The organism is Pseudidiomarina tainanensis, from assembly GCF_900115255.1.
Taxonomy (GTDB): Bacteria; Pseudomonadota; Gammaproteobacteria; order Enterobacterales; family Alteromonadaceae; genus Pseudidiomarina; species Pseudidiomarina tainanensis.
Genome location: NZ_FOYU01000004.1, coordinates 1 through 17404, shown reverse-complemented (window position 1 = coordinate 17404; position 17404 = coordinate 1). Strand labels below are relative to the sequence as shown.

The window sequence follows — 17404 nt, the reverse complement described above, 5'->3', positions numbered from 1 at the left end:
GGCGTATTAAACGAGTTTTTCGGGTCTGAGTCAACCGCTTTTTTAAGGAAAATCGGTGAATTCAGACCGTTTGCTCAGTAAATACGCAATTTGGTTGGTTTTACACCTTTAAGTAGGTGCTACCCGCCAAACACTTCTCGTAATAGTCTGTCCACTTCACACCTTCACGTGGTGCGATGTGACCTTTACGAACTTCGCGATCAATCGACTTCTTCACCGTTTTCGCCATGAAATCGGTATTGTACTGCATGGTTTCAAGCACTTTCTCTGCGGCGGTGCCTGGAACTACCTCTTCGATATAAAAATCGCCTGGTTCGTCGTCGTGGCAATAAATATGCACTTCGGTTAAACGACCGAATAGGTTGTGCATATCGCCCATCACGTCTTGGTAAGCGCCGGTTAGGAACATACCCACATGATAGTCATCGCCTTTGCGCAACGCATGCATTGGAATGTTATCGCTGATTTCGGTGCCTTCGATGTATTTGCTCAGCTTACCGTCACTATCACAGGTAATATCGACAATAGAGCAACGCACTTCCGGCTTCTCGTTTAAGCGGCTAATTGGCACAATCGGCAGTACTTGCCCAATAGCCCAAGTATCGGCGGCCGATTGGAAAATTGAGAAGTTACACAAGTACTGACTTGCCAACATGTCTTCGAGCTCCTCGAGTTCTTGGAACACGAAGCTTTCGCGATCAAGCGATTGATGAATATCGCTCAAAATGCGCCAGTACATGGTGTCGAGCTTCGCCATCTCTTCCAATGACAAAATACCGAGCTTAAACGCTTCATACGCGCTCTGTTTGAATGAGGCAGCGTCGTTGTATCGTTCTTGCGGATGCATGTCAGCTGCGTTCACGAGCTCGCGCATGTTGCTTACGAGAATGTGCTCACCTTCGCTGGCGCTGATATCAAATTTTGCACCGGTATTTTTGATTTCACCAACAATGTTGGTTACCACACAACTATGGTGCGCGGTAATGGCACGGCCACTTTCGCTCACCAAATTTGGGTGTGGCACTTCTTCGAGGTCACAAATCTGTTTGACGCCATAAACCACGTCAGCCACGTATTCTTCGGTAGAGTAATTACGTGACGAGTCGGTTGTTGAGCTGGTGCCGTCGTAGTCGATACCAAGACCACCACCGATGTCTAAATACTCAAGTGGCACACCAATTTGAATCAGTTTGGCGTACAAACGCGCGCCTTCTGATACCGCTTCTTTGACTTTGCGGATATCCGACATTTGGCTGCCGATATGGAAGTGTAATAACTTCGCACAGTGCAACATGTCTTCTTTTTTCAGCAACTCAACAATATTCAGAATTTCAGTGATGCTTAAGCCGAATTTCGCGCGATCACCACTAGAACCGGCCCATTTGCCGGCGCTACGTACCATCATTTTGCTACGCAAACCAATCATTGGCTCTACGCCGAGCTTTTTCGCCAATGGAATTAGCATTTCAAGTTCACTGAATTTCTCAATCACGATGATCATCTTACGACGCAATTGACGGCCGAGTAGGGCAAGCGTGAGATAATCTTCGTCTTTGTAGCCATTCAAAACGGTCAGCGCGTTCGGATTTTCGTTGTACGCAAGCACCGCCATCAGCTCTGGCTTTGAGCCAGCCTCAAGGCCGTAGTCATATGGCTCGCCAGCATCGATGATTTCTTCAACCACTTCGCGCATTTGGTTTACTTTAATTGGGAACACGCCGACATAGCGAGCTTGGTAGTCTGCATCGGCAATCGTCTTGGCGAAGGTTTCGTTGAGGATTTCAACTTGCGAGCGCAAAATGTCGTGAAAACGAATAACTGCCGGCAATTGAATACCTTCAGCTAAGATTTCGTCGACAACTTCTTGCATGTCGATGGTGACATCCGGCAGACGATGATTCGGAGCGATTTGGATATTACCGTTCGCTCCAATTGAGAAATATCCTGCGCCCCAGCGGTTCACACCGTAGAGTTCTTCGGCGTCGTCGATTGTCCAGTTCTGAGCCATCAGCGAGCCCCTTTTTCGTTCAAAATGATCAACAGTTCGCGCACAATTTTTGCTGCAAACACGTCTGAGTTGCCGGTTGGATCGATTTCCGGCGATAGCTCAACGACGTCGGCGCCAACAAGGTTTTTGCCGCGCAACAACTTCATTAAGCTCACGTACGAATGAAAATCTTCGCCACCTGGTTCAGGTGTGCCGGTGCCCGGTAAAAACGCCGGGTCAAAGTAATCTAAATCAAGCGTCAAATAGATTGGACGGTCGTCGGCAATAGCCGCCACGCTATCTAAGAAATCTTTACGTGATTTACGCACCGTTCCGTGCTCGTTCATGTACTGATATTCTTCGCGGGTTCCTGAGCGAATGCCGTACTGAATCAATTCATGGCCCGGACCAAAATGGTCAAGCGAGCGACGAATAATCGACGCATGCGAATAGTGATAACCCAAAAAGCCGTCACGTAAGTCAGCGTGTGCATCAAGATGCAGTAGCACTAAGTCAGGGTACTGCTGCAAATATTTGCGAATTGGCGCATACGAAATAGAGTGTTCGCCGCCAAGCGTGAGCACGCGCACATTGTTCGCTTGCAAATCGAGTGGTTGAAAAATTTCATCAAACTGATCGCTGGCGTGTTGCCATTGCGCTTCCACATCATCACTTGAGCCAAGCGATAAATTACCCAAATCATAAAACGCGTGATCAAACAGATCCGCATCTAAATATGGCGAATAGCTTTCGATATCTTCTGAAACCGCGCGCAAGCCATCAGGACCGTTGCGGGTTCCTTTACGAAAACAGGCAGTACCATCAAATCCAAAACCGATAATATGCGTGCCATTGGCATACACAGTGTTATCGGATGTTGCACCAAAAAACTCGCGCACAGGGGCGTCGGTTTTGATAGCTTCAGCAACTTTGGTCTGAGCGGTATGTTGATTTGGATTTTGTTGACTCAAGGTGACTCACCTCCGTTCGTTCAACAGGGTTGATTTCGGCAAATTAAAAAGGGGCATATTATCCTTATAATTGCCCCCAATTGCCACTATCTCATTAACTACGCGCCGACTTTTTTACTGGATTAAAAATCTCATGTTGAATACGTAAAAGATTCGCATCGAGAGGGTTCTTTTTGGTCCATGTATCAACGAGTGGCACTTCAACCATTTGACCGGCTTTAATTCCCGTCATTACCGCTGTTTTGCCTTGCAAAATAAGCTCTATAGCGTGTACCCCAAGTTCTGAGGCGAGCACACGGTCGGTCGCTGTTGGCGGTCCGCCGCGTTGAATATGGCCTAGTAAGCACGGACGACACGGCATACTGTACTCTGCTTCAAGTTGCTCAGAGAGTGCCACGGCACCGCCTGGCCATTGATGCTCGCTCAATACCATGACGTAACTTCCCGCGCCGCGAACTTCTTCAACGCGTTTGATATGTTTCACTAGAGCGGCAATGGTCAACGGTTTGTCTTTCTGTAATTCTGGCAAAATCATGCGTTCGGCACCTGCGGCCATCGCGCTTTTTAAACCGATAAAACCAGCATGACGTCCCATCACTTCAACTATGAACACCCGGTCCATCGCATCAGCGGTGTCACGAATTTTATCGAGCGCATCCATCGCAATCGCGACGGCCGTTGAGTAGCCAATAGTTGCGTCGGTGCCATATAAGTCGTTGTCGATGGTGCCCGGCACCCCAATAATTTGGCCGTTCCAGTGTTGGCTTAAGTGGTGCGCGCCACGAAACGAGCCATCGCCACCAATGACAACAAGAGCGCTAATGCCAAGCTCCGTCAAATTTTTAGCTGCTAATTGCGCACTTTCAACTTCTTTGAAACGTGGGCAGCGTGCACTCTTAATGATTGTTCCTGAATACTGTAAAACGTGTAGCACGTCTGCGGCCTTAAGCGGCAGATGTTCGTTATTTAAAAGGCCTTCGTAGCCATGTTTAAATGCTACAACTTCCATTCCATAATGTTCAGCGGCTAATACCACTGCACGCAAAGCGGCATTCATACCAGGAGCATCACCACCGCTGGTTAACACACCAATCCGTTGCTTTGTCGATGTTTCAGACACCTCTATACTCCTCTTTCCTATTGTCTGATAAGCTTATCGAACTTAACTCAATTTACAACGAAGCGCACATGTCAGAGCAAAAAAATATTCATATTTCCGATGATTTAATCCGCCAGTGGGCACAAAACTGCTTACAGCACGCCGGTGCTGATGCAGCGGTTGCCGCTGCTATGGCTGAAAACTTGGTTGCTGCCGACTTAATGGGATTCCGAACGCATGGTTTAATGCGGCTGCGCTATAACATTAACTGCTTGCGTGATGGTAGCTCACGGCCAAGCGGCGATTATCAGGTATTGAGGCAGCGTGCAGCAGTGCAGCTGTGGGATGCAGATTTGCTATCTGGGCTTTACGTGGTGCCTAAAGCAGTTAATGCAGCCATGCAGATGGCACGCGAATGCGGTACCGGAACTGTGATTATCAAACGAGCTCAGCATGTCGCTGCGCTCGCGGTTTATCTTGAGCAAGCGGTGAATGCCGGCATGCTCATCCAATTGATGTGCGCAACGCCGGGGCAGCAAGTTGTTGCTCCGCACGGTGCGAAGTCAGCTTGGTTCTCACCAAATCCGTTTGCCATTGGCGCGCCAACGCAGTCACAACCGATTTTATTTGATATTAGCTTCTCGATGACCGCTGCCGGTAAAGTCCGTAAAGCGATTGCCGAACAACAACCGTTGCCGTATCCCGCATTGATTACTGCTGATGGCGATTATACGACCGACGCCACTACATTTCTAAACGATCCTGCCAGTGTTTTGGCGCCGTTAGGTGGGCAGCAGTTGGGCTACAAAGGTTCGGGCTTATGTTTGTTTAGCGAATTGTGGACCCTAGCATTGAGCCAATTGGGTCGCCATCAAGAGCAACCAGGCCTTGATGCGAATACGGTATGGATTCAAGTGATTGACCCAAGTGCGTTTGGTGATGCTGAGGAATTTAAGGCGCAGGCTCAAGCACTCGTTGATGGGATGAAAGCCGCGACACCCATTGATAAAAATTATCCGGTTCGGATACCGGGTGAGGGAGCTATGACAACTCGTGCGCGACAGCTGCAGCTTGGCGTTGAGTACAGTCCAGAATTGTGGCGTCAGTTAGAAAAGGTTGCTGATCTAATGCAGCAACCTTTACCTACATCAACTAACTAAGGTTGGAGGCGCTCAATTGCCCAAGCATCATTTGCTTTGGTGAATGTGAAGCGGTCGTGTAAGCGATAGCGACCGCCTTGCCAGAACTCAAATCGCTCTGGCACAATCAGGTAACCACCCCAAGTTGCCGGCATAGGTACTTGTTGGTCGTTGTATTGCTCAGTGAGTTGGTGGTAACGCGCTTCTAATTCGCTACGACTAGCAATCGGGTGGCTTTGCGCTGACGCTAAGGCACCTAATTGACTCTCGCGTGGCCGACTGTAGAAATACGCTTCGCTATCCTCACGTGAGATTTTTCTTGCAAAGCCCTCAACTCGAACTTGCTGCTCAATGGCTAACCACGAAAAATGCATCGCGACACGACTATTGTTGCTAATGTCGTGACCTTTTTGGCTGTCGTAGTTGGTGTAAAATACGAAGCCGTTGTCGCGGAGTTCTTTAAGCAATACAATACGTTGGTGCGGCTGATTGTCCGCACCGACCGTTGCTAGCGTAAACGCAGTTGGATCGGTTTGCGACGGATGATCTTTAGTAGCAGCAAACCACTGTGCAAACTGTTGCATCGGGTCATTCGCAAGAGAATCGCGGCACAATTTACCTTGCTCATAATCACGTCGAACGTTTTTTAAATCCATACTGCGTTGTTTCCTTAGGTTAATCCTGTTTTCTTATTTCGATTGATATTCAGCTTTACCGGCAACATAGGTTGCGTTGACTGTGTTCTGCCATAGTATAGCGGCCTCACGCGCAAACGGATCATGATCTAACACAATGAAATCAGCCCATTTTCCAGGCTCTAAGGTGCCTAGAATTTGTTCCTGACCAGCAGCATAAGCGGCATCAAGGGTAAAGGCGCGCAGAGCTTGCTCTAGGCTTAGTTTTTCATGCGCGTACCAGCCACCCTCAGGTTGATTTTCACGATCTTGACGCGTTACCGCTGCGTGCAAACCAAAGAACGGGTCAGCAAGTTCAACTGGGAAATCCGAGCCGGCAGCAATAATCGTTCCTTGTTTTTCAAAAGTTTGCCAAGCATAAGCACCTTTCATGCGCGCTTTGCCCAGACGATCTTCTGCCATGTTTTTGTCGCTGGTTGCATGCGTTGGTTGCATTGAAGCAATAATGTTCAATTCTTTGAATCGTGGAATATCATCTGGATGGACAATCTGAGAATGCTCAATCCGATGACGTAAATTACGCCCACCAATCGTTTCAAAAGCATGCTCATATTCATCCAAAACAATACGGTTGGCGCGGTCGCCAATAGCGTGTGTATTAATTTGGAAACCGTGCGGAATAATCAACTCATATAACTCACGAATACGTTCTTGCGAAGTCACCATTAAGCCGTGCTGATCAGGCGCATCGTGATAAGGCTTCAGCAAAGCGGCACCGCGGCTACCGAGTGCACCGTCACCGTAGATTTTTACACTGCGCACGGTCAGCTTGTCATCAGCTGATACATAGTGGCCAGCGTCGAGCAGTTCAGGTAGCTTGGGTTCAGTTGCCGAGAGCATGGCATAAATGCGTAATGGCATGTTCTGTTTGGCCGCTAAGTCTTTATAAACGCTCAAGGTGAGTGCATCAACGCCAGCATCGTGAACACCGGTAATGCCGCGTTCTAACAGATGATTAAAGGCTAGCTTTAATGCTTCTTCTTGCTGTTGCGCTGACGTTGCAGGAATTTTTTGCTCGACTAAGTTCATCGCATTATCGATAAGTACGCCGGTTGGATTACCTTGCGCATCGCGAATGATCTCGCCACCGTCGGGACTAACAGTGTCTGCGGTAATACCGGCAATTTCCAATGCTTTACTATTCGCCCATGCCGCATGGCCGTCAACGCGGGTTAAATAAATTGGTTTATCCGAAGAGATTTCATCAAGTGATTCAGCACTTGGGAACTGTTTGACAGTCCAATTTTCTTGGTTCCATCCGCGGCCTAAAATCCAGTCTGCGCCGGGTGTACCTTGCGCAAACTTCGCGACCATTGCTACTGCATCGCTTTGTGATGTTGCATCTCGTAAATCGGCCAGCATCAGGTTTTGACCAAGCCCAAGCACGTGACCGTGTGCATCAATAAGGCCCGGTAACACGAACTTGCCGTTTAAGTTGACACGTTGTTCTTTTGTTAGTGCGCCGTAAACGCTTTCTAATTCAGCCAGTGTACCAATCGCCGCAACTTTGCCATCACGAATCAACATGGCGTCAAACTTCACCAAAACAGCTTCGTTTCCAGGGTTTCCGGTTAAGGTATAGCCGTTAAAATTATGAAAGAAAACAGTCTGCGCAAACACGGTGGCAGAATGCAACATTAATAAAACAATACCAATTAAACGTAAAATTCTCATAAATTTCTCTTTTTTATTGAATTTTATGCGCTATAGCACACTCTTAGCTTGAACCATTGTTTATATCAGATACTGAAAATTTGGCTTTTTTACATAAATTTACAATTTAGTAACACCATAACTTCAAACATTCGTTAAAGCGTGTACAATACGCTAAATGTTAGTAATCAATTAAAGCGCGTGGTTTTAGATGAAAATATTAATAATAGATTCGCAATTTTTTGTACGTGCTGGGCTAATCCAAGTACTAACTAGCTTTTCTGACCAGCTCGCTATTTACGAAGCCCCGAGCTTTGATATTGCGCAAGAATATCTGCGCCACCAAAATGACTATAACCTAATTTTCCTTGATATGGATATCCCCGACGCGGAAATCCGTCCGACCTTACAGACCTTAAAAAAGATGGCGCCAAGTTCGCATATCGTGCTGTTTAGTTGGCCTCGTCCGCTATCTGAAGTGCGCCAGGCACTAAGTAATGGTGTGCGCAGCTATCTGCCGAAAGACGCCAGTGCAGAAGAGGCTAAACAAGCCATACGCATCTTGTTGCAAAACGATCGCTATTTACCAGAAGAGTCGCGACTAAATGACAATATGAATCGACAAGGGAGTGCAGAACACTTTTTGTCACCGCGTCAATTAGAGATCATGCAGTTGTTGGCGCAAGGTTTGTCGAATAAAGAAATCGCCACCATCCTTGGCATTACTGAAGGAACAATTCGGGTTCACCTTTCTGCCATATTTAAGGCGATTAAAGTATCGAACCGAACGGAAGCCACGCTTTGGTACTTGCTGCGCCAAAAACGTTTGGTGGGTTAAATGAGTTTGGAGCAAATCCTAAGCTCGCTAGAGCAGGGGAAGCATGCTCCAACTGAACGTTGGAATCCACCTTATTGTGGTGAGATTCCGATTCATATCGATGAGCATGGCCAATGGCATTATCAGGGCTCGCCGATCAAACGAGATCGGCTGGTAAAGCTCTTTGCTAGCGTGTTAGTGCACGAACAGGGTAACTACTTTTTAGTAACACCTGCCGAGAAGGTCAAAATAAGTGTCGCTGATGTGCCGTTTATAGTGGTGACTTGGGCCAAAGTCGACGAGTTAACGCCACCTGTTATTCAGGTTACCACCAATATTGATCAGAGGTTCGCCCTGTCCGAACAACATCCACTTGTGGTTCGCAACGAACAACTTTATGTAGACTGCGGTCGAGAGCTTTGGGCTAAGGTGCACCGTAACGTGGTGTACCAGTGGGCAGAGATTGCTCAAGTGCAGCAACGGAATGGCCGCGATATTTATACTATTGAAAGTGCCGGCACTCGATTTGATTTAAATCAGTAATGTTGTTCTGAATTTGCGCGAAACATAACGCTGCTCTATCATACGCATCCTATTTGTAGCCGAGCTTGAGATACCGTTCATGAAGCCTATAACGATAACGCTTGCCCAACTTGATTTTACGGTGGGTGCTATCACTCGAAATACCGAGTCGATTATCGCAACGTTACAGCAGTACGCTGATAGTGACTTAGTCATATTCCCCGAGCTCGCGATCACCGGTTACCCGCCAGAAGATCTGCTATTCCGAGACGATTTCGAAACGCTGGTTTACCAAGCATTAGATAAAATTGCCGTCGCGGCAGATACTAATCTTGCGATTGTCGGACATCCGCAGCGAGTCGGCGATGAGCTTTATAATAGTGTCTCGGTGTTACATAAAGGGAAGTGCCTTGCGCGCTACCACAAGCAACGCCTACCGCAATATGGCGTATTCGACGAACAGCGCTATTTTATTCCTGGTCATGACAATGGCATTTTCACATGGCAAGGCCATCGGATTGGCTTGCTAATTTGTGAAGACCTTTGGCACGCAGCGCCTTTAGCGAGCTTAGCTGCCGAGAATGTCGACTTGGTTATTTCTCTGAACGCATCGCCGTATGAAGTAGAAAAGCACCAACAACGCCTACATATTTTGCAGCAACGCGCAAGTGAAGCGCACATTCCAATTCTTTACGTGAATAATTGTGGCGGTCAAGACGAGTTAGTTTTCGATGGTCATTCGTTAGTCATGGACGCCAAGGGTGAGCTCATTGCGGAGCTACCGCACTGCCAAACAGCCTGTGCAAGTATTCGTGCTGATAGTAACGGCATACAGCTCATCGATACAGCATTCACACCACGTCAACAATCGTTGTTGGCAGAAATTTATCAAGCACTCGTTCTGGCTGTGCGCGATTATGTAAACAAAAATGGTTTTCAGGGCGTAACACTTGGCTTATCGGGCGGTATTGATTCTGCTGTTACGATGGCGGTTGCGGTTGACGCGTTAGGTGCTGATAAAGTTCACGCCATTATGATGCCGTTTCGTTATACCTCACAAATGAGTCAAGATGATGCCGCCGAACAAGCACGCCGCATGGGCGTGAAGTATGACGTGGTAGCGATTGAGCCGATGTATGATGCTTTTATGCAGCAGCTTGATCCACTATTTTCGGGTATTGAAAAAGACACGACGGAAGAGAACTTACAAGCTCGCGCACGCGGTACGTTGTTAATGGCGGTGTCGAATAAAACCCGGTCACTGGTACTCACAACGGGAAACAAAAGCGAGCTGGCGGTGGGCTATTGTACGCTCTATGGTGACATGAACGGTGGTTTTGCGCCGTTAAAAGACGTGCCTAAAACACTTGTGTTTGAGCTGGCACGCTTCCGTAATTTAGAGCAAGAAGTGATTCCGGAGCGAGTGATCACGCGCCCACCATCAGCAGAGTTGGCACCGGATCAAAAAGATCAGGATAGTTTACCGCCGTATGATGTGCTTGATCGAATTTTAACGCTTTATGTTGAGCAAGATTGGTCACCCAGTGCCATTATCGATTGCGGATTTGATAAGGCGGATGTCTTGCGTGTTGTGCGCTTGGTTGATATTAATGAATATAAGCGGCGCCAAGGTGCCGTTGGGCCGAAGATTACAGCTCGCAATTTTGGCAAAGATCGTCGTTTTCCAATTACCAATCACTTTCGTTACGAACTAGAACGACAAGTGCAAGCTCGGAGTTCGCATGAAGAAAATTGAAGCCATCATTAAACCATTTAAACTGGATGATGTACGTGAAGCACTATCGGAAATCGGTATTGCGGGTATGACAGTGGCCGAGGTTAAGGGCTTTGGTCGACAAAAGGGCCACACCGAACTCTATCGCGGTGCAGAATACATGGTTGATTTTCTACCAAAGGTGAAACTTGAGATTGTTGTTGCAGACGATCAAGTTGAGCGTTGCATCGATACGATTTTAGAAACAGCACAAACAGGTAAAATCGGTGACGGCAAAATCTTCGTCACTAATGTTGAGCGTGTTATTCGAATTCGTACAGGTGAGGAAAACGAAGACGCGGTGTAAGTCACCGCGTCTGTATTGATTAGTCAAGTTGTGACAGATAGTCGCTACGCGGGAAGTTAGTTTTGAGCGTAGCCACTGCGTCAGCATACAACTCTGTCAACTCTAGGCTTCGATAAGCTTCCGCCATAATTGCCAATGCGTGTTCAGCTTCAGGCGTATCACTAAAGTTCTCAAGTACATATTTACCGCGATTCGCTGCTGCCAGAAACGCTTCACGCTTCATGTAATATTGCGCAACCGCTAATTCATGACTCGCCAAACGACTCTTAATACCAATCATACGCTGGCGCGCATCGGCTGAGTATTTGCTATCTGGGAAGCGGCGGACGAGTTCTGCATAATCATCGAATGCTTCACGCGCTTTGGTTGGGTCACGATCTGAGCGATCGATACCAACTAAATCTTGGAACAAATTCTCAGAGGCACGTTCGTTTGTTAATCCACGCATGTAAAGTGCGTAATCAATCGACTGATGATTCGGATTCAAACGCGTAAAACGGTCGATTGCAGCGAGTGATTTATCAATATCACCAGTTTTGTAGTACACATAAATTAAGTCGAGCTGAATTTGATGGGTCAACGGACCAAACGGGAAGCGTGTATTCAGAGCTTCTAACGTTTGTAGTGCACTACTAAAGTTACCAGCCTGAATCGCTTGTTGTGCCCGCTCGTAACCGACTTCGATATCGGTCATGCGCGTATTTTCAAATTCATCAGGCGAACTTGAACAAGCGCTCAAGGTCATGAGGGTTACACAGGCTACAATTAGACGAAATTTCATAATGTGTTTTATTTATCTCTGTTGATTTAACTTTGGTGCAGCGTCCCAAACAGGTACACTATACATATTCACGCATTCTAGCGCAGCACTGGCTGCTTTCACAGGTCCGAATACGAATTTATGAGCGAACAGATTTCACTAACAGGAAATGTCCCCCCTTCAGCGAACGGCAAGCGATTGGACCAGACTCTCGCAGAGATGTTCCCTGACTATTCACGTTCTCGGTTAAAAAGTTGGATTACCGATGGCCAAGTGAAGGTGGAAGGGCAGGTTGTTGATAAGCCGCGCGAGAAAGTTCTCGCAGGTATGGCTATTGAAGTCGCCGCGGAATTGGTGGAAGAACAACGCTTTGAAGCGCAACCCATTGAATTAAATATTGTGTATGAAGATGATGATATTCTCGTCATCAATAAACCTGCCGGTTTGGTTGTTCATCCAGGCGCAGGCACACCTGATGGCACGTTGTTAAACGCTTTATTGCATCATTTCCCTGCCATTGATCAAGTGCCGCGTGCGGGCATTATTCATCGTTTAGATAAAGACACGACGGGTTTGATGGTGGTAGCGAAAACGGTTCCAGCGCAAACCCATTTGGTTGCCGCCATGCAAGAGCGCGAGATTACCCGCGAGTACGAAGCTGTTTGCAATGGGCCAATGACTGCCGGCGGTATGATTGACGAACCTATTGCGCGTCACCCAACGAAGCGCACGCATATGGCGGTTGTTGCATTAGGTAAGCCAGCAGTAACCCATTATCGTGTAGTAGAGCGCTTCCGCGCACATACCCATTTGCGCTTACGATTAGAAACCGGGCGCACGCATCAGATTCGCGTGCATATGGCACACTTGCGTCATCCGTTGGTGGGTGACTTTACGTATGGCGGGCGTCCGCGACCACCGCAGAAAGCCAGCCCTGAGCTACTCGAAACGCTGCGAAACTTTCGTCGGCAAGCTTTGCATGCCGCACGTTTGTCTCTGCACCACCCGATTACAGGTGAATGGATGAGTTGGGATGCGCCAACACCAGATGACATGGTCGAATTAATTGCGGCCTTGCGCGCTGATAGAAAAGAACATCCAATCGATTAATATGAAACAGCTCGATTGGAAATTACCCGAAGGCGTTTTCGCCGCTGTCACTTCAGTGGCTAAACCGGGCAATTTAGCTGTGCATGTGAATGATGAGCCGGCGACGGTTATCCGCCATCGACGCCAATTACAGCGCGAATTAAATCTTCCAGCTTCACCGCGTTGGCTTCGACAAGTGCATAGCACGCACATTGTTGATTTCGATGCGGCCTATCCAACCGTCGAAGCCGATGCAGTGTATGCGAATCGCGGTCAAACAGTATGCGCGGTGCTCACCGCCGATTGTTTACCTATTCTTTTGTGTAGCCAAGATGGTCAAGAAATTGCCGCAGTGCATGCCGGCTGGCGCGGTCTGGCTGGCGGTATTATCCAAAATGCACTGGCGCGTTTTCAAGCCAAGCCCCGCGAATTGTTAGCCTATATAGGCCCAGCTATCTCGATGCCAGCTTTTGAAGTTGGCGACGAAGTGCGTGAAGCATTTTTATCCACTGAGGCAGTTGATTCCGATACTTTTCGCTCCCATATTCAAGGGAAATGGCACGCGAATCTTCCTTTGTTGGCGCAACGCATCCTTGAACAGCAAGGTTGTCTATCTGTTCAGCAAAGCGCTCATTGCACTTACACTGATTCGCGCTGGTATTCTTATCGTCGTGATTCAAGTTGTGGTCGCATTGCGTCATTGATTTGGAAAAAATAATTCACTGGCGCTTGAAATTCGTTCAGTAATACCCACATAAAGAATCAGGATATTTGAGATTTTTTAAGGGGTAACCATGCGATTCGATAAATTAACCAACAAATTCCAAATGGCGATTGCAGACGCACAGTCTTTGGCGTTGGGTCGCGACCATCAATTTATTGAACCAGTTCACGTAATGCATGCGTTGATGACGCAAGACGGTGGTTCAATTCGTCCTTTATTGACCTTGCTTCAGGTCAATTCAAATGATTTAAAAACGCAGTTATCGGCCGCTTTGGAAAAACTACCGCAAGTTGAAGGCACTGGTGGTGATGTGCAAGTTTCGGCGGCAACTGGAACGCTGCTAAATCTCTGCGATAAGTTCGCTCAAAAGCGCAATGACCAATTCATTTCATCTGAGCTGTTTGTGTTAGCAGCAACCGAAGATAAAGGCGCACTTGGCGAGATCTTGAAGAAACTGGGTGTGACGCGCGAGAAAGTTGAACAAGCAATTGAAAAAGTACGAGGCGGTGAAGCTGTGGATGACCAAAATGCCGAAGACAAACGCGAAGCGTTGTCGAAATATACGATTGATCTGACCGAACGTGCAGAGCTCGGCAAACTTGATCCGGTTATAGGTCGTGACGATGAAATTCGCCGTACGATTCAAGTGTTGCAACGTCGGACTAAAAATAACCCTGTGCTGATTGGTGAGCCTGGTGTAGGTAAAACAGCCATTGTTGAGGGATTGGCGCAGCGCATTGTTAACGGCGAGGTGCCTGAAGGTCTTAAGCACAAACGTGTGCTTTCTCTAGATCTAGGCGCACTTCTTGCTGGTGCGAAATATCGCGGTGAATTTGAAGAGCGTTTAAAAGCTGTTTTGAATGAGCTGGGTAAAGAAGAAGGCCGCATTATTCTGTTTATTGATGAATTGCATACGATGGTGGGTGCCGGTAAAGCCGATGGCGCAATGGATGCCGGGAATATGTTGAAACCTGCTCTAGCGCGCGGTGAATTGCACTGTGTTGGTGCAACGACTTTAGACGAGTACCGTCAATATATAGAGAAAGATGCTGCTTTAGAGCGTCGTTTCCAAAAAGTATTGGTTGATGAGCCATCGGTGGAAGATACCATCGCAATCTTGCGTGGTTTAAAAGAACGTTACGAAGTACATCACTCAGTACAAATTACTGACCCAGCTATTGTTGCTGCGGCATCATTGTCGCATCGCTATATCAGCGATCGCCAGCTACCTGATAAAGCCATTGACCTCATTGACGAGGCAGCATCAAGTATTCGGATGCAAATTGATTCGAAGCCGGAAGATTTAGATCGATTAGAGCGTCGTATCATTCAGCTGCAGCTTGAACAAAAGGCGCTGCAAAAAGAAAAAGATGAAGCGAGTAAGAAGCGTCTCGAGTTATTGGAAGACGAGTTGAAAGACCAGCAACGCAAGTATGCTGAACTCGAGGAAGTCTGGCTAGCTGAGAAAGCTGTCGTGCAAGGTGAGCAAAATATTAAAGCTCAGCTTGAGCAAGCGAAAACTGATTTGGAAATTGCGCGCCGAGCAAGCGACTTAAATCGTATGTCGGAATTACAGTACGGCAAAATTCCTGAACTAGAGCGCCAGTTGAAAGCTGCGTCAGAAGTTGACGAACAGGGTATGTCGTTGCTCAAAAATAAGGTCACTGAAGAACAAATCGCAGATGTGCTGTCACGTTGGACCGGCATTCCAGTTAGCAAGATGCTTGAAGGTGAACGCGACAAACTGCTCAAAATGGAAGAGCAATTGCACAGTCGCGTGGTGGGACAGGACGAAGCGGTAACGTCGGTCGCTAATGCCATTCGTCGTTCGCGCGCCGGATTATCTGACCCACAACGTCCGATTGGGTCGTTCTTATTCTTGGGCCCAACCGGTGTTGGTAAAACTGAGCTGTGTAAAGCATTGGCACATTTTATGTTTGACACCGATGAAGCAATGGTTCGCATTGACATGTCTGAGTTTATGGAAAAGCATTCCGTTGCTCGGCTCGTTGGCGCGCCTCCAGGTTATGTTGGCTATGAAGAGGGCGGCTATCTTACCGAAGCGGTTCGCCGCCGTCCGTATTCAGTGATTCTGTTGGATGAGGTGGAAAAGGCTCACCCTGATGTCTTTAACATCCTATTACAGGTGTTGGATGACGGTCGTTTAACGGATGGCCAAGGGCGTACAGTCGATTTCAGAAATACCGTAATCATCATGACGTCAAACTTAGGTTCCGATGTGATACAAGAAAAAGCGCATCAACAAACCTATAATGAAATGAAAGACGAGGTGATGGAAATTCTCTCTCATTATTTCCGTCCAGAGTTCTTGAATCGAGTTGATGAGACTGTCGTGTTCCATCCGCTCGCGAAGGAACATATTAAAAATATTGCGAAGATACAGTTACAACGCTTGTATCAACGCTTAGCTGAACGCGATTACGCTCTTGAGCTTTCAAATGCTGCGTTAGAACATTTGGCTGCCGCTGGCTTCGATCCGGTATTTGGTGCTCGTCCGCTAAAACGTGCGATTCAGCAAGAGCTTGAGAACCCACTGGCGCAGCAGATATTAGCTGGCAAGCTGATTCCAAAGCAGGTCATTCATGTTGACTACCAAGATAATGAATTGGTGATTTCGCAGTAATGATGAAGTGTAATAGCCGAGCTAAGCCAAAGTTCGGCTATTTATTGCTATGAATAAGCTATGTTATGCTGTGCGGCCACTATGATTAGGGAATCAAACTATGCCGAATAAAACAGAACAGTCATTAGCTACCGCAAAGAACCGCGGAATATTCCTGTTGCCCAACTTGTTGACAACTGCGGGACTGTTTTCCGGCTTCTTCGCAATTGTTGCGTCTATGAATGGCCTCTTTGAGTCAGCTGCTGTCGCAATCTTTATTGCGATGGTCTTTGATGGTCTTGACGGACGCGTTGCTCGAATGACGAATACTGAAAGTGCCTTTGGTGCCGAATATGACAGCATGGCCGACATTGTTTCGTTCGGTATGGCGCCTGCATTGGTCATGTATAACTGGGGCCTTTCTGATTTGGGTAAACTCGGTTGGTTAGCAGCGTTCATCTTTGTTGCGGGTGGCGCATTACGTTTAGCACGTTTCAATACCAATCTTGGTACATCTGACAAGCGCTACTTCCAAGGCTTAGCGATTCCAAGTGCGGCAGCCATTGTGTCCGGGTTTGTCTGGGTTGGTAGTAAATACGAAATTGACCCGTCAAATGTCAGTTATATTGCAGCTGTTCTAACTATAGCTGCGGGCTTACTGATGGTGAGTAACTTCCGCTATCACTCATTTAAAGATGTCGACTGGCGTGACCGTGTTCCGTTTATCGCCATTCTTTTAATTGTGTTGGCATTTGTCGTCGTCGCAACTGAACCTTCGTTGGTGTTGTTCTCGATTTTCCTTCTTTATGCGATTTCAGGTCCAATTACGACTTTCAGAACCGTAAAGAAAATAAAGTTGGAACATGTGGTCGGTGACTCAGATTGCGAAGAAAGTGAAGAACCAACCAAAAAGCAACAAAATAGTTCAGAAACTGAGCCGAAATCGAGTGCTAAAAGCACAACCGATTAAAAACCCAGCAGTCAGTTCAAAAACGTCAAAAAAGATCTTGCACAGCTGGCGGCGATCCTTATAATTCGCCGCCGTTGTCACCGAGTGATGACGCGGGTTTAGGAAGTGACGCAAGTCAAAAAAAAGATCCAAAAGGATCTTGACCTGAACCAAGGATGGCGTAGAATACGCATCCCGCTTCACGAAGAAGCGAATGTTCTTTAACAATATACCAAGCCAAGCAAACTGTGTGGGCACTTACCGGATTCAGGCAGAGAAGCATCTTCGGATGCAA

At 47.3% G+C, this 17404-nt stretch carries 15 protein-coding genes; 9 read left to right on the top strand and 6 right to left on the bottom strand.

The genetic code is table 11. The features are described 5' to 3' along the window. Positions 1-100: 100 nt before the first annotated feature. The 3 genes from speA to BM292_RS10330 form a co-directional block, all read right to left on the bottom strand. Positions 101-2008 (bottom strand): biosynthetic arginine decarboxylase, encoded by a 1908-nt coding sequence (speA, locus tag BM292_RS10340; protein ID WP_092858293.1) that lies wholly within the window; start codon positions 2006-2008, stop codon positions 101-103. Further along, positions 2008-2958: an agmatinase gene (gene speB, locus BM292_RS10335; RefSeq protein ID WP_245751916.1), complete on the bottom strand. Its 951-nt coding sequence runs from the start codon at positions 2956-2958 to the stop codon at positions 2008-2010. The genes speA and speB overlap by 1 nt, the downstream gene beginning before the upstream one ends. A 94-nt stretch (positions 2959-3052) precedes the next feature. Then, positions 3053-4078 carry an ATP-dependent 6-phosphofructokinase gene (locus BM292_RS10330; protein WP_092858291.1) on the bottom strand — a complete coding sequence of 342 codons (1026 nt, stop codon included), beginning with the start codon at positions 4076-4078 and terminating at the stop codon, positions 3053-3055. Positions 4079-4146: 68 nt separating this feature from the next. Between BM292_RS10330 and BM292_RS10325 the strand changes: the two genes are divergently transcribed. After that, a complete protein-coding gene (locus BM292_RS10325; RefSeq protein WP_092858289.1) occupies positions 4147-5217 on the top strand; it encodes an Ldh family oxidoreductase in 1071 nt (356 codons plus the stop codon). On the opposite strand, the gene pdxH is transcribed toward BM292_RS10325, so the two are convergent. Both pdxH and BM292_RS10315 read right to left on the bottom strand, forming a co-directional pair. Then, the gene (pdxH, locus tag BM292_RS10320; RefSeq protein ID WP_092858287.1) at positions 5214-5852 is read right to left on the bottom strand and encodes a pyridoxamine 5'-phosphate oxidase; all 639 of its coding nucleotides are present in this window, start codon (positions 5850-5852) and stop codon (positions 5214-5216) included. The two genes, BM292_RS10325 and pdxH, sit on opposite strands and share 4 nt — an antisense overlap. Before the next feature lie 33 nt (positions 5853-5885). Continuing rightward, a complete protein-coding gene (locus tag BM292_RS10315) occupies positions 5886-7565 on the bottom strand; it encodes an amidohydrolase (protein WP_177203836.1) in 1680 nt (559 codons plus the stop codon). Positions 7566-7755: 190 nt separating this feature from the next. Here BM292_RS10315 and BM292_RS10310 point away from each other — a divergent pair, with 190 nt between their 5' ends. From BM292_RS10310 to glnB, 4 genes are all read left to right on the top strand, one after another. Further along, positions 7756-8382 (top strand): LuxR C-terminal-related transcriptional regulator, encoded by a 627-nt coding sequence (locus tag BM292_RS10310; RefSeq protein ID WP_092858285.1) that lies wholly within the window; start codon positions 7756-7758, stop codon positions 8380-8382. After that, entirely contained in the window at positions 8383-8904 is a 522-nt protein-coding gene (locus BM292_RS10305; RefSeq protein WP_092858283.1) for a DUF1285 domain-containing protein, read from the top strand. It begins immediately after the preceding gene. Positions 8905-8983: 79 nt separating this feature from the next. Beyond that, positions 8984-10639 (top strand): NAD+ synthase, encoded by a 1656-nt coding sequence (locus tag BM292_RS10300; RefSeq protein WP_092858281.1) that lies wholly within the window; start codon positions 8984-8986, stop codon positions 10637-10639. Beyond that, positions 10626-10964 (top strand): nitrogen regulatory protein P-II, encoded by a 339-nt coding sequence (gene glnB / locus BM292_RS10295; protein WP_092858279.1) that lies wholly within the window; start codon positions 10626-10628, stop codon positions 10962-10964. The genes BM292_RS10300 and glnB overlap by 14 nt, the downstream gene beginning before the upstream one ends. Before the next feature lie 19 nt (positions 10965-10983). Here glnB and BM292_RS10290 read toward each other — a convergent pair whose 3' ends face one another. Next, positions 10984-11745, bottom strand: a complete 762-nt coding sequence (locus BM292_RS10290) for an outer membrane protein assembly factor BamD (protein WP_092858277.1) — start codon at positions 11743-11745, stop codon at positions 10984-10986. Positions 11746-11865: 120 nt separating this feature from the next. Here BM292_RS10290 and rluD point away from each other — a divergent pair, with 120 nt between their 5' ends. The 4 genes from rluD to pssA all read left to right on the top strand — a co-directional run bounded on the left by rluD (position 11866) and on the right by pssA (position 17130). After that, positions 11866-12834, top strand: coding sequence for a 23S rRNA pseudouridine(1911/1915/1917) synthase RluD (gene rluD / locus BM292_RS10285; RefSeq protein WP_092858275.1), 969 nt, complete (start codon positions 11866-11868; stop codon positions 12832-12834). A 1-nt stretch (position 12835) separates the two neighbouring features. Next, positions 12836-13531, top strand: a complete 696-nt coding sequence (gene pgeF, locus BM292_RS10280) for a peptidoglycan editing factor PgeF (protein WP_218151688.1) — start codon at positions 12836-12838, stop codon at positions 13529-13531. Between the two features lie 76 nt (positions 13532-13607). Next, on the top strand, positions 13608-16181 hold the full coding sequence (gene clpB / locus BM292_RS10275; protein WP_092858273.1) for an ATP-dependent chaperone ClpB: 2574 nt from the start codon (positions 13608-13610) through the stop codon (positions 16179-16181). Between the two features lie 100 nt (positions 16182-16281). Further along, the gene (pssA, locus tag BM292_RS10270; protein ID WP_092858271.1) at positions 16282-17130 is read left to right on the top strand and encodes a CDP-diacylglycerol--serine O-phosphatidyltransferase; all 849 of its coding nucleotides are present in this window, start codon (positions 16282-16284) and stop codon (positions 17128-17130) included. The last annotated feature ends 274 nt before the right edge of the window (positions 17131-17404 follow it).